The organism is Edaphobacter aggregans DSM 19364, from assembly GCF_000745965.1.
Lineage (GTDB): Bacteria > Acidobacteriota > Terriglobia > Terriglobales > Acidobacteriaceae > Edaphobacter > Edaphobacter aggregans.
This window is the reverse complement of record NZ_JQKI01000026.1, coordinates 53147-67182: the sequence shown is the minus strand read 5'-3', so window position 1 is coordinate 67182 and position 14036 is coordinate 53147. Positions and strand designations below refer to the sequence as shown.

9 protein-coding genes and 1 tRNA gene are annotated in these 14036 nt (G+C 61.3%); 6 read left to right on the top strand and 4 right to left on the bottom strand.

Annotated elements, in window-relative coordinates; genetic code table 11:
* Positions 1-141: 141 nt before the first annotated feature.
* Positions 142-219 (bottom strand) — tRNA-Glu (locus tag Q363_RS13230).
* Between the two features lie 124 nt (positions 220-343).
* On the opposite strand from Q363_RS13230, the gene Q363_RS13225 reads away from it, so the two are divergent.
* From Q363_RS13225 to Q363_RS13200, 6 genes are all read left to right on the top strand, one after another.
* Complete coding sequence (locus tag Q363_RS13225) at positions 344-1045, top strand: queuosine precursor transporter (RefSeq protein WP_035350818.1); 702 nt, start codon at positions 344-346, stop codon at positions 1043-1045.
* Positions 1046-1257: 212 nt separating this feature from the next.
* On the top strand, positions 1258-2361 hold the full coding sequence (locus Q363_RS13220) for an efflux RND transporter periplasmic adaptor subunit (protein ID WP_342667411.1): 1104 nt from the start codon (positions 1258-1260) through the stop codon (positions 2359-2361).
* Positions 2362-2468: 107 nt separating this feature from the next.
* Positions 2469-5651: an efflux RND transporter permease subunit gene (locus Q363_RS13215; RefSeq protein ID WP_051978731.1), complete on the top strand. Its 3183-nt coding sequence runs from the start codon at positions 2469-2471 to the stop codon at positions 5649-5651.
* 110 nt (positions 5652-5761) lie between these two features.
* Complete coding sequence (gene fahA, locus Q363_RS13210; protein WP_035350817.1) at positions 5762-7069, top strand: fumarylacetoacetase; 1308 nt, start codon at positions 5762-5764, stop codon at positions 7067-7069.
* 60 nt (positions 7070-7129) lie between these two features.
* On the top strand, positions 7130-8254 hold the full coding sequence (gene hppD / locus Q363_RS13205) for a 4-hydroxyphenylpyruvate dioxygenase (protein ID WP_035350816.1): 1125 nt from the start codon (positions 7130-7132) through the stop codon (positions 8252-8254).
* A 100-nt stretch (positions 8255-8354) separates the two neighbouring features.
* Positions 8355-9242, top strand: coding sequence for a dimethylarginine dimethylaminohydrolase family protein (locus Q363_RS13200; RefSeq protein ID WP_035350815.1), 888 nt, complete (start codon positions 8355-8357; stop codon positions 9240-9242).
* Positions 9243-9359: 117 nt separating this feature from the next.
* Here the strand turns inward: Q363_RS13200 and ligD are convergent, their stop codons facing one another.
* The 3 genes from ligD to Q363_RS13185 form a co-directional block, all read right to left on the bottom strand.
* Positions 9360-12095: a DNA ligase D gene (ligD, locus tag Q363_RS13195; RefSeq protein ID WP_051978730.1), complete on the bottom strand. Its 2736-nt coding sequence runs from the start codon at positions 12093-12095 to the stop codon at positions 9360-9362.
* 36 nt (positions 12096-12131) lie between these two features.
* Positions 12132-13058: a non-homologous end joining protein Ku gene (gene ku / locus Q363_RS40455; protein ID WP_035350814.1), complete on the bottom strand. Its 927-nt coding sequence runs from the start codon at positions 13056-13058 to the stop codon at positions 12132-12134.
* Positions 13059-13295: 237 nt separating this feature from the next.
* Positions 13296-14036, bottom strand: a complete 741-nt coding sequence (locus Q363_RS13185; RefSeq protein WP_245632201.1) for a 2-keto-4-pentenoate hydratase — start codon at positions 14034-14036, stop codon at positions 13296-13298.

Sequence of the window (14036 nt, the reverse complement as noted above, 5' to 3'; positions counted from 1 at the left end):
GTTGATGTTCCCAGTGTCAACACAATTCTTCGAGATGCCACGCAAAAAGGAAGGCCAGCACCGCGCCTCCCCGCTATCGTGACCACATCGTGACCTAAACTAAGAGCATCACTCTGGGACTGTCTAAGTTATTGATTTATTTGGCGTCCCCGACGGGATTCGAACCCGTGTTATCGCCGTGAAAGGGCGGTGTCCTGGGCCGGGCTAGACGACGGGGACGCGTTTGGACGGGCCGCAAAGGGTATGCGGCCACATTTCCAACCTACCAACATCATCGGGGAGTGTCAAAATAACTGCATCCAAGCCATTTGCGGCATACTCATAAGCAAGTACCCACAGATTCATGCCAACGACAGCGCCTCGTTATAAATATCTCGACGCACTCACCACGGCCTTTGTCGTCATCCTGCTGGTGTCGAATCTTGTTGCGCAGAAGGTCTGCCAGATTGGTCCTTTCGCCGTCAGCGGAGCTATTCTGCTGTTTCCCATCACCTACATCTTTGGGGATGTCTTTACCGAGGTCTACGGATTTGCTGCCTCGCGGCGCGCCATCTGGCTGGGATTCTTCGGAACGGCGCTGCTCTATCTGATGGGCGCGATTACGATTGCACTTCCGCCTGCTCCTGGCTGGCATAACCAGCAGGCCTTTGCGGCGGTCTTCGGATTCATTCCGCGGATTCTCGCTGCCAGCCTGGCGGCGTTCTGGGTGGGCGAATTTGCCAACTCCTACACCATGGCCCAACTGAAACTGCTCACAAACGGGGATATGCTATGGACCAGAACCATCGGCTCGACAGTGGTCGGGCAGGCCGTGGACACGACGCTTGTCGTTTTGCTGACCTTCGGCGGCACTGTGCCAGTGGCCACTCTTGGGAATATGATGATGACCGGGTATTTGTTGAAGGTTGGCTATGAGGTTCTGGCCACCCCGCTGACGTACCTGGTGATTCACTGGCTCAAAGAGGCCGAGCACTCCGACGCGTTTGACCGTCATGAGAACTTCAACCCCTTCTCCTTTTCCCAGCGCTCTGTCCCAGAGGAATGACCAGGCCAACGAACTTTCCACCAGCTTCGAATGGAGTCGTTGTGGTTTTCGCATCCTTGGATTGGGTACGGCATCTAATTGGAAACTCTGAGTACTGGTTGATGTGCACGCGGCGATTTTCAAGAATCCTAGAACCCTTGTCTTCGTCCAATCTTCGAAGGAACAGCAGGTAAGAGAGTGGATGCCGCAGTTCGTTGAAGGAGAGAAACACCTTGTCCGAGATTAAGGCTTCAAATTCGTACCTCGTACTTCCGCTGATCGTCTGCGCTTCCTTCAGCCTGTTGCTTTCAGGCTGCAAGCACGAGGCGAAGGCAGCAGCAGCGGCGCCGCAGGCGATGCCGGTTAAGGTCTCGCCGGTTACGCTGTCGCCCGTTCCCATCTCCGATACGTATGTCTCGACGGTCAAGGGTCGCCGTTCCGCGACGATGCAGCCGCAGGTCGAGGGCAATCTCACGCGTATCCTCGTGAAATCCGGCGATATCGTGAAGCCGGGCCAACTGCTGATGCAGATCGATCCGCTGAAGCAGGCAGCCACCGTCCAGTCGCAGCAGGGAACACAGGCGCAGAAGAAGGCGCTCTACGACTACAACAAGATTCAAGTCGAGCGGCAGCGCAAACTCTTTGACGCCGGAGTAGTTTCGCGCGACGCTTTCGATCAGGCGATACAGGCCTACGAGAACTCCAAGGCTGATTACGAAGCAAACACCGCGCTGACCGATACTCAAAACCAGCAGCTTGCGTACTATCAGATCCGCGCGCCCTTTGCAGGCGTCGTGGGAGACATCCCGGTCCACGTGGGGGACTACGTCTCAACCAGCACGGTTCTGACCACGGTGGATGACAACGTCCAGCTTGAGGCCTATATCTATATCCCCACCGAGCGTGCGACTCAGGTTCGCACCGGACTAGACGTCGAGGTCATTGATACCGACGGGAAGATCCTGACGAAGTCGAAGATCAATTTCCTTTCGCCGCAGGTCGACAATGGCCTGCAGAGCATCCTGGCGAAGGCTCCGATTCCACAGGGGGCCAAGGGTCTCCGTACCCAGCAGGTCGTGAAGGCGCGGGTTACATGGAACACGAACCCGGCCCCTGTGGTTCCGGTACTTGCCGTAACTCGAGTGGGCGGTCAGGCCTTTGTCTTTGTCGCTGCCCAGAAGGACGGTGGCTTTGCTGCTCACCAGGTTCCGGTAACTCTCGGTGAGACCGTGGGCAACTCCTATCCTGTGCTGCAGGGCCTCCATCCCGGCGACAAGGTGATCCTCTCCGGTTTGCAGTTCCTGCAGGAAGGCGCTCCCGTCCAGCCCATGGGCTAGGCGACGGAGAAATTTTCGCTGTCTTGCTTTGTGCGGCGCTCTGATCTCTGCGCCGCGGAGGTCGTTCGCATTTTCCCCGGGCCAGCCGCACCGGACAGAGGTACACCTTGGTCGACTTCTTCATTCGCCGTCCGATCTTCGCTACCGTTTGCGCCCTGCTGATCGTGCTCGCTGGTGCTGTCGTTATTCCGACCCTTCCGATCTCGCTCTATCCGCAGCTCGCGCCGCCCCAGGTCGAGGTCACCAGCAACTACATCGGCGCTAACGCGCAGATCGTCGAATCCGCCGTCACCATTCCTCTTGAAACAGCTATCAACGGTGTCGAGGGCATGCGCTACATGAGCTCTACGAGCTCAAACGACGGCACCTCAGCCATTACTATCACCTTCCGCACCGGCTACGATCTGTCGATCGCCGCCGTCGACGTGCAGAACCGCGTGGCCTCCGCGCAGGGGCGCCTTCCTGCTACTGTCAACGCGACCGGCATCACCATCACCAAGGCGAACAGCAACTTCGTCTTCGCTGCGGGCGTCTTTTCGCGCGATCGCCGCTACTCGCCGGCCTTCATCTCCAATTACCTCGACGTCTACGTCAAGGACGCGCTCAAGCGCGTGCCCGGCGTCGGCGACGTCCTCATCTTCGGCGAGCGCAAGTATGCGATGCGCATCTGGCTCGACCCGGCACGTCTGGCGGCCCGCGGTCTCACCGCGCTGGACGTGACCAACGCGCTTGCGGAACAGAACGTCGAGATCGCCGCCGGACAACTCGGCCGACCGCCTTCCGACAGCAAACAGACCTACCAGATGGCGGTACGCGTGCTTGGCCGCCTGTCCGATCCGCGGGAGTTTGAGAACATCATCCTCAAGAACGCTCCTGGCAACGGCGGGCTCGTTCTGCTCAAGGACGTCGGGCGCGCGGAGGTTGGCGCGGAGAACTACGACACCGATCTCAAGTTCTCCGGCGGCGAGGCTGTCGGTATCGGTGTGCAACAGCTCTCCAACGCCAATGCGCTCGAGGTCGATCGGCAGTGCAAGGCGGTCCTGACAGAACTGGCCAAGTCCTTCCCGCCGGGCCTGGAGTACATCATCGCGTTCGATACCACGACGGTCGTCGGCGACTCGGTCAAAGAGGTCGTCCACACGATCATCGAAGCCATCATTATCGTCATCATCGTCATCTACTTCTTCCTGCAGGACTGGCGTGCGACGATTATTCCGGCGGTAACGATTCCGGTCTCACTTATCGGAACCTTCGCCTTCATCAAGATCTTCGGCTTTTCCATCAACTCGCTCACACTCTTCGGCATTACGCTGGCGACCGGCCTCGTCGTCGACGACGCCATCGTCGTCATCGAGAACGTCCAGCGCCACATCCACGAGGAACACTGCGACAGCCACCGCGCCACCTCCGAGGCCATGGCCGAGGTCACAAGCGCCGTCATCGCGACCTCGCTCGTGCTGATCTCGGTGTTCATCCCGGTCAGCTTCTTCCCCGGTACCACGGGCATTCTCTATAAGCAGTTCTCGCTGACGATCGCCTTCTCGATCGCCATCTCGGCCTTCAACGCCCTTACCCTCTCGCCCGCGCTCGCCGCGATCCTTCTCCGTCAGGAGCGAACGCACGGCGGCCTGCTCGGCCTGTTTGAGAAGGGACTTCAGAAGGTCATCAAGGGTTACGCCTACGCCGTCACGCACGTCGTCAAGCTGCGCGTCATCATGCTGCTGCTCTTCGCCGCGGGCCTTGCCGGTACGGTCTACATGTACCGGCACGTTCCGACGGCCTTTGTCCCGTCGGAGGACCAGAACTACTTCATCAACATCGTGCAGACGCCGCCCGGCGCGTCTCTGGCCTATACCACCGAGGTCGCCGATCGCGCAGCCGACATCATTCGTCAGGACGACGACGTCTTCGGCACCTTCTCAGTCATGGGGTTCTCGCTGACCGGAGGAAGCTCTCCGAACGCCGGCATCATCTTCGCGCCGCTCAAGCCCATCGATGAACGAAAGAAGAAGGGGCCAGGCCACTCTGCGAGCGACATCGTCGCCAAGGTTGCACCAAAGCTCTTCCAGGTTCCCGGAGGCATCGTCGCCGCCTTTGAGCCTCCCGCCATCCAGGGCATCGGCTCGGTCGGTGGCTTCCAGTTCATGCTGCAGGACCAGGGTCGCAACACCTTCGGCGATATCGACCGTGTCGCTCACGAAATGGTGGCGCAGAGCCGCGATCCGCACTCCGGCCTCGTCGGCCTCTATACGCCCTTCACGTCAAACGACCCGCAGATGTACGTCACTATCGATCGTGAGAAGGCAAAGACCATCGGTGTTCCGTTGGCGCAGATCAACTCTGCCCTCAGCACCTACATGGGCTCGAGTTATGTAAACGACTTCGACTTTAACAACAGGTCATATCGAGTCTACGTTCAGGCTGACGAAAACTTCCGCCGCAATACAAAGGACCTGCGCCAGTTCTACGTCCGCTCCGACAACGGCCAGATGATCCCGCTCGACAATCTGGTCAGTATCAAAGAGACCTCCGGGCCACAGGTCATCTATCACTACAACATCTTCCGCTCGGCGGAGATTGACGGCGCCGCGGCTCCGGGGCTCAGCTCCGGGCAGGGCCTTGAGAAGATGCAGGAGCTCTTCGAGAAGAACAAGATTCAGGGCATGATGTATTCCTGGAGCGGCCTCGCACTGGAAGAGATGGAGTCCGCCGGTAAGGCCGTGATCATCTTCGGACTCGGCCTGCTGGTCGTCTATCTCACCCTGTCAGCGCAGTACGAGAGCTTCGTTCTACCGTTCATCATTTTGCTCGCGGTTCCGATGGCCGTTCTCGGCGCCCTCAGCTTGGTCTCCTGGCGCGGCCTGGTCGACGACGTCTACGTGCAGATCGGCCTGGTCATGCTGATCGGTCTGTCAGCCAAGAACTCCATTCTCATCGTCGAGTTCGCGGAGCAGCAGATCGAACACGGCAAGAGCGTAGTCGAAGCCGCTGTCGTCGCGGCTGAGCTTCGACTACGCCCCATCCTGATGACCTCGATCGCCTTCATCCTCGGCGTTCTCCCGCTTTACTTCGCCTCCGGCGCCGGCGCGCTTGGCCGTCACTCGGTCGGCACGGCCATCGTCGGCGGTATGGTGCTCTCGACCGTGCTGAATCTCTTCTTCATCCCCGTGCTGTATGTCGTGGTCAAGGGCATCCTCGTCCGCATCAGCTCCAGACCGAAGCAGCGCCCCGAGGGCTGCGACGACGAAGCCGCAACTCTCGAGCAGCAGCACATCACAGCCAACCGGTAATTCCCGAGCCTCACGAACGAGGCAAGGGAGTGCCACCGTCCAGAGGGCCCGCCACTCAAGGCGGGTCTTCTTGTTACCCTCCGTTGCATCGTCAGGAGCTATCATGCCCCATGGCCAAGCGAACCCTTTCCGCGCACCGGAGCTGGCTCACCTCAGCGAACGATCCCGCGACTGACTTTCCCCTCTCACATCTGCCCTACGGAGCCTTCGAAGCCGGCAACGAACGCCATCTCTGCGTCGCGATCGGTACGCACCTGCTCGACCTTCATCAATGCGCCTCTGCGAACCTGCTGCCTCGAAGCCTCGTCGCCGCCTGTCAGGCTCCGGTCCTCAACCCCCTGATGGCGCTTGGCCCGCGTGCATGGGCGCTCCTTCGCGAGACCATCACCACGCTGCTCCACGCCAGCGCTCCGCCCGACCGCCGTCAGGCCACAGAGGCGGCGCTTCACTCCATCACTGGCACGACTCTGCTCCGGCCCGTCGAGATTCCCAACTACACCGACTTCTACGCCTCCATTCACCACGCCACGCGCGTCGGAGCGATCTTCCGCCCCGACCAGCCTCTGCTGCCGAACTACAAGCACGTCCCCATCGGATACCACGGCCGCGCCTCCTCGATCCTCCCCAGCGGCATCCCCATCTTCCGCCCTGTGGGACAGACACGGCCCACCACGCCCGGCGGCATGCCCCCCTTCGGGCCAACCAAATCCCTCGACTACGAGCTCGAACTGGCCTTCTACATCGGCCAGCCCAACTCGCTTGGCATGCCGATTCCGATCGGCAAAGCACACCAGCATCTCTTCGGCGTCAGCCTCCTCAACGACTGGTCGGCACGCGACATTCAGTCCTGGGAGTACCAGCCTCTCGGCCCCTTCCTCGGCAAGAGCTTCGCCACGACGGTCTCGCCCTGGGTCACCCCAATAGCTGCGCTTGAGCCCTTCCGCGCCCCAACCTCTCCGCGAGAAAAATCCGACCCGAAGCCGCTTCCATACCTGCGCTCAGCAATCGATCAGAAACAGGGAAGTCTTGATGTGCAGCTCGAAGTATTCCTGCTAACTCCAACCATGCGAAGGAACAAGTTGGATCCATTCCTGCTGAGCCGTTCCAGCGCGAAAGACCTCTTCTGGACCCCCGCGCAGTTGATCGCCCACCACAGCAGCAATGGCTGCAACCTCCCGATCGGTGATCTGATTGCCACCGGCACCATCTCTGGTCCGAAGCTCACCTCGGCGGGCTGCCTGCTTGAGCTCACCCATAACGGCACCCAGCCTCTCGCGCTTCCCACCGGCGAGACCCGCGGCTTTCTTGCCGATGGCGACGAGGTTATCCTCCGCGGCTTCTGCGCGCGACCTGGCCACCCGCGCATCGGTCTCGGCGAGTGCCGCGCCGCTATCCTACCGGCCCATCGCTCCCACTAGCCAACCTCACCGCTCGAGTCTTATCCTCGACAGTGCGAACGACATCACTGGAGACTCCCCATGGCAACGCTCACCCAGCCCCAGCCCACTCCCGCCGCCGACTTCCTCCCTCTCAAGGGCACCGACCACGTTGAGTTCTACGTCGGCAACGCACGCCAGTCCGCCTACTTCTACTGCGCCGCGTTCGGCATGACGCTGGTCGCCTACTCTGGGCCGGAGACCGGCCATCGCGACCGCGCCTCCTATGTGTTGCAGCAGGGCAAGGTCCGCTTCGTTCTCACGACAGCGCTGCGGCCCGACAGCGAGATCGCCCAGCACGTTCACAAGCATGGCGACGGTGTTCGCGCCATCGCACTCTGGGTGGACGACGCTCGCCAGGCCTGGCGCGAAACCACCAGCCGCGGAGCCCGCAGCATCCAGGAGCCCACCGAGCTTTCCGACGAGCACGGCCAGGTCGTCACCTCCAGCATCGCCGCTTACGGCGACACCATCCACACCTTCGTTGAGCGCACCCACTACACCGGCCCCTTCCTCCCCGGCTTCCGCCACGTCGCACACGATCATGTGGCACGTCCCGTCGGCCTGCTCCACATCGACCACATGGTGGGAAACGTCGGCTGGAACTCCATGAACGACTGGGTCGACTTCTACGCCAAGGTCATGGGCTTCTCGCTCTACCAGCACTTCGACGAGAAGGACATCTCCACCGAATACTCCGCGCTGATGTCGAAGGTAATGGCCAACGGCAACGGCTACGTCAAGTTCCCCATCAACGAGCCGGCACAGGGGCGCCGCAAATCGCAGATCGAGGAGTACCTCGACTTCTACCAGGGGCCCGGCGTGCAGCACATCGCGCTCGCCACCTCTGACATCCTCACCACCGTCTCGAAGATGCAGCAGCAGGGCGTCGACTTCCTCACCGTTCCACACTCCTATTACACCGAGCTACAGGATCGCGTCGGCAAGATCGACGAGCCTCTCGAAGAACTGGAGCGCCTCGGCATTCTTGTCGACCGCGACGACGAGGGCTACATGCTTCAGATCTTCACGCGCCCGGTAGAAGATCGCCCCACCGTCTTCTTCGAGATCATTCAGCGCAAGGGATCGCGAAGCTTCGGTAAGGGCAACTTCAAGGCGCTCTTTGAGGCCATCGAACGCGAACAGGCTCTGCGCGGCAATCTGTAACTCACGCGGTCAGTGAGTGCATGATTATGCATCGAAACATGCATAATCATTAGCATTGACGTGGGTTTTCGCGATCGGCGATGCTCATGGTGGAGACACTATGAGCACGCAGTCCATCGAAGTCCCGCGCGTTACTCCGCCGCTTGCTGCGGCTCGGCCTACCTACCTCATGTGCCCGCCGCGTCTCTACGATGTCGCCTACGTCATCAATCCCTGGATGGCCGGCAACCTTCACGCTTCGTCTCGCGAGCGCGCCGCTGCGCAGTGGCATCGCCTCCATCAAGCACTTATTGAAGTCGCTGACGTCGAAGTCATCGACCCGCAGCCCGGCTCCCCCGACATGGTCTTCACCGCCAACGCCGGCCTCGAGCGCAACGGCATCGTCGTCCTCAGCAGCTTCTTCCACCCCGAGCGCCAGGCCGAGGAGCAGCACTTCCGCCGCTGGTTCCATCACGCCGGCTACACCGTCCTCGACGTTCCCCGCGAGACCCCCTTCGAAGGCGAAGGAGACGCGCTCTTTTCGCCCGACGGCTCGTGCCTCTGGGCAGGCTATGGCCCCCGCACGACGCGTGAGAGCCACCATCTCCTCGCGCGCGCGTGGAACATCGACGTCGTGCCGCTTCATCTCATCGACCCGCGCTTCTATCACCTCGACACATGCTTCGCTCCGCTTGCCGACGGCTACGTCATGTACTACCCCGCAGCCTTCGATGCAGCTTCCATCGCGCGCATCGAAGCCTTCTATCCGACGGAGAAGCGCATCATCGTCGCCGAAGCCGACGCCGTACACTTCGCCTGCAACGCCATCAACATCGGCCACACCATCATCCTCAACGACATCAGCAGGGAACTGACCGCACGACTCGAAGCAGCGCGCTTCCACGTCGTTCCCGTCACCCTCAGCGAATTTCTAAAGGCAGGTGGAGCAGCGAAGTGCCTCGTCATGCGCCTCAGTCAACCCGCAGAGACAACAAGCTACAGCAATTGATTGCATCGTCGTTCCAATGATGTGTCATTTCGACCGGAGCTGCTCACAGCTTTATCGTGAGCAGCGCAGCGGAGAAACCTGCTTCTCTACCTCTGCTCGACAGGAGGCTCGAGACGCTCAGGCACGAATCCGCTGCTTCACCTCTTCCATCCTCGCCCACGGATCCTTCTTCAATCGCGCTCGCCAATCGGCAAAGTCCGCAACACGAAACACCGGCCGCGTCTTCGACCTCAGCTCCGCCCAGCTGAGCGGCATCGAGACCGCTGCCACCTTGCGCGCACGCGGAGAATACGCCGCCACCGACGTCGCTTCGCGCTCATTCCGCAGGTAGTCCAGAAAGATCTTGCCCACGCGCGCCGACTTCGTCATCTTCGTCAAGTAGCGGTTCGGCGCGGCCTTCTCCATCTCCGCCACGATGCCGCGCGCAAACTCCTTCACCTCGGGCCATGCAAGCTCCGGTTCGATCGGCGCAACAACATGCAGCCCCTTGCCCCCCGTCGTCTTCACAAAGCTTTCCAGCCCAAGCGTCTTCAATCGCGCTCGAACCTCCTCAGCGGCCTTCGTCACCTCCGGCCATTCCAACGACTCGTCCGGATCGAGATCGAAGACCAGCCGGTCCGCATGCTCCAGATCATCGTTCCGTGATCCCCACGGATGCAGCTCCATAACGCCCAACTGCGCCAGCCCCGTAAGCGCCTCGGCTGTATCCACCGTAACGTACGGCTCAACCTCGCCGGTCTTTCGGTTGCGAACATCCACGCTGCGAATCTCATTCGGCAGCGTCGCGTTCACATGCTTCTGAAAAAAGCACGGCTTGCCCGCGCCATCCGGGCAGCGCACCAGGCTCACCGGCCGGCCCGCGATGTGCGGCAACAGGTGCTCAGCAACCTGCCAGTAGTAGTCCGCCAGCATCTGCTTTGTCAGGCCTGACTCCGCGTCCAGCACCTTGTCAGGATGCGTCAGTCGAACCGGCGCGTGCTCACTCGTAGTAGCGTCCGCACTCTTCATACTCGACCGCTTCGCCGCAATCGACTCACCCGCATCGCTGCGATGGGCCGCGCTCTTCGGGCGAGACCGTCGCGGCCCAAGCGATACCTCGGACTCCTCGCGCACAACCTCCTTTGCCGCCTTGTCCTCGCGCACTCCCAGGAACGCCGACTGCCGTATCAGGTCATCGGCGGTCCAGGTGGAGAAGCGCACCTGCACCACCATCTCCGGTTTCACCCAACGCGCACCCTTCTTCGCATCTGCGGGCACTGACTCAAGCGGACTCGTCTCCCGCGCCAGGCCTTCGAGCCGGTCGCGCAGCATGCGGTGCGTCTTCTGCGTAAAGCCTGTCCCCGTGCGTCCCGCATAAATCAGCTTGCCGTCCCTGTAATACCCCAGCAGGAGCGCGCCCACGCCGCGAATCCCATTCGTCGGCAGCGTGTAGCCGCCAACCACAAACTCCTGCTCATGCAGACACTTCATCTTCAGCCAGTCGTGACTCCGTCCTGCCATGTACTTGCAGGCGGCGCGCTTGGATACGATCCCCTCCGCCTTCAGCCTGCAGGCCTCGCGCAGCAGTTCCTCGCCTCCGGTCTCAATGTGTTCGTTCAGCCGCAGCCTGTCCTCGTTGACGCCGCCCAGTACCTCGCTCAGCAGCTGCTTGCGCTCCTTCAGCGGAAGTTCACGCGTTCTCTTTCCTTCAAGATGCAGCAGGTCGAATGCAAAGTACGTCAGCTCATGTTTCGCACCCTCCTGCATCGAAGCCTGCAGATCTGCGAAGCTCGTCGTCCCATTCGGCGCAACCACCACCACCTCGCCGTCCAGCGTTACGTTCTCCACAGGAAGCTTCGCAATCTCGTTCGCGACCAATCGCATCCTCGCCGTCCAGTCCAGCCCCGTGCGCGTCAGCATCTGTACCCGCTTGCCTTCCTTTCGCGCCTGCATGCGGTAGCCGTCGAGCTTCAACTCGTGTAGCCATCCCTCACTCGACGGCGGCACCTCGGCCATCGTCGCCAGCTGCGGCTCAAGGAACCTCGGCTGTTGCTCCTTCGGAAGCCTCCTCAATCGCTGCTCGAAGTCCTTTGTCCGCTGCTCGTCCTGCTGCTCGGCTGCGCTCTCTTTGCGAAACCAGGCCTTACCGCCGGACCGTGTCTCCTTCGAGTTCCACACATGGTCTTCCTGCTTTGCAATCTCGTCGATGGATCGCCCCGTCACCACGCTGTCCAGCTCGGCCTCGGTCACCGGAGGCTCATCTGCGCGCCGCTCAAACTCGTCGTGCTCTTTGATCAGCAGCCAGTTCGGCTTCTTCTCCTTCGCCCACTTGCCTCCCATTCGGATCAGAGCCCATTTGCCCTTCAGCTTCGTTCCATGCAGGATGAACTTCAGGCTGCCATCGCGCAGCCCTGCGTCGACATCGGTATGTCCCGGCTGGGGCTCCCACGTCCCCTGGTCCCACACCATCACGGTCCCGCCGCCGTACTGTCCCTGCGGAATGATCCCCTCGAAACCGCCGTACTCCATCGGGTGATCTTCCACCTGCACAGCCAGGCGCTTGTCGGCGGTGACATAGCTCGGCCCCTTCGCTATGGCCCAGCTCTTCAGTACGCCGTTCCACCCCAACCTGAAGTCGTAGTGCAGATGCGACGCCGCATGCTTCTGCACGCAGAAGGGAAGTCCCACGCCTTTCGCTTTGCTCTTTCCGGAAGTCCCACTCGGCTCCGCCGTCACCTTGAAGTCGCGCATGGACCGATAGCGCGCCAGCTGCTCGTCGACCACATCCGCAGCGGTGGTTGCCGAGCCCTCCTTCATTGCAGCTTTTCGCGGAGCCTTCTTCGCGCTCTTCGAAGCTGCCTTCTTCTCAGCCATGTCCACTCCTTCGCCTCACATCGAAGCGAAGGCCAGCTACGCGGACTTTCGCTTCGACGGCTTCACCAGTGAGATGCCTTTCTTTGCTCCTGCCGCCTTCTCTGAAGCCGCCGGCTTCTTCTTGCCCGAAGCAGCCGCAGCGGCCGCACCGTCGCCGACGCTCTTCTTCAACGCGTCCATCAGGTTGATCACCTGGCCGCGCCGCGGAGCAACAACCTCCTCGTCCTTCGGCACCGGCAGGTGTTTGACCTTCGCCTCCACCAGCTCCCGCACCGCCGCCTCGTACTGGTCCTTGAACTTCTCCGGCTCGAACTTCGACGCCTTGCGCTTGATCAACTCCATCGCGAGCTCCAGCGACTCGGCGTTCACCGCAACCTTCTTGATGTCCTTGAAGTACTCCGCGGGATCGCGCAGCTCCTCCTGGTAGCGCATCGTGTAGCCCATCATGCCGCCCAGCTTGTCGTCGTCCTGCGCCGTCACCGCGAAGACGTGCTCGCGTCCGCCGAAGGCGATCTTGCCCAGAGCCGCCTTCGTCGTCTTCTTCAGCGCCGCACGAACCACGGCATAGGCCTCGGCCTGCACATCGTCCTCCGGCACCAGGAAGTACGGCTTCTCCATGTACTCCGGAGCCAGCTCGTCGAGGTCCACAAACTGCGATACCTCGATCACATGCTTCGAGGGTACGCGCAGCTCCTCCAACTCCTTCGGTTCAATCGTCACGTACTCGCCCTTGCGGTACTCGTAGCCCTTGACGATCTCGTCTTTCTCGACCGGGTTCGCCGCCTCGCCCGGGTTGTCTTCCACGGCGCTCGAAAGCACCTTCTGGTGCCGCACCCGTTCGCCCGTCGCGCGGCTTATTTGGTGAAAGCGAATCTCGCTCTTCGACTCCGTCGCCACAAACAGCTTCACACCAAACGACACCAACGATATCTGTACCTGTCCAGACCAGTAAGGACGTGCCATGCCTAAACCCCCGCGCAGTGACGGAGTTATCCCATCCGTTCACGAGACGGAAACCGCCTATCTCATCTGATTCCCCACCCCACCCCTGAAGATGCCCTAATTTTCAATACAACATTTTGTGGCTCTTTGAGCACACACCACAAATACGGTACTGCCCGCGATCCCACCCGCTATACAGTGTTTGCGATGTCGCTAACCGTGTGTGTGACGGCATTTGGCAAAGCCCTGCGCCAGCCATCAGGCAAATCGAAGATACGCCCGACCGGCCGTCGAGAAGCGCGCATCCACAGATGCTCCCGCATTTGCCTGCATGTTGCCCGTCCAGCTTCCCGTCGTGATCCAGTCGCCCTTCTTCAGTCCCCCGGTGCGGCTCGCTCCTTCGTTGGCCAGCCAGAGCAGCAGACGCATCAGATCGCCCGCCGTGTTGGACCCCGTCCGCTCCACCCGGATGGCGCCGTCGATCGCTAGCGTCACCGATTCCTTGGCGAAGTCGATGCTCTGCCAGTTAGGCACAGCGGCGCCATACACGAAGCCGCCGTGCATCGCCATGTCCGCGACGCTCGTCAGCTTCGTCGCCTGCGCCGGATCCACCAGCGCAGACTCCAGCACCTCGATCGCCGGGTGCATGCTCCCGATCGCCGCATTCACCTCTTCCCCTGTGTACGGGGTCTCCCGCGGGGGAAGGTCCGCCCCCATATGGAACGCGATCTCCGCCTCCACGCCGCGATAGCGGTGCATCGGCCCTCGCATCTCGCATCCGCTGCACGTGATCCACATCGCCGGCATCGGAGCAAAGGTCGGTGTCGCATCCGGCGTCGGCGCTCCCACCTTCCATCCGCCAATCGCCTCGTAAATCCACGACATTCTGTCCTGGATGAAGTACGCCTCCTCCAGCGTCGTAGGTCGCAGCTCCTTCGGAAGATCGGCGATCGGCTTGTTCGTCCTGCGGGCATCGAGCAACAGGTCGGCTGCATTCAT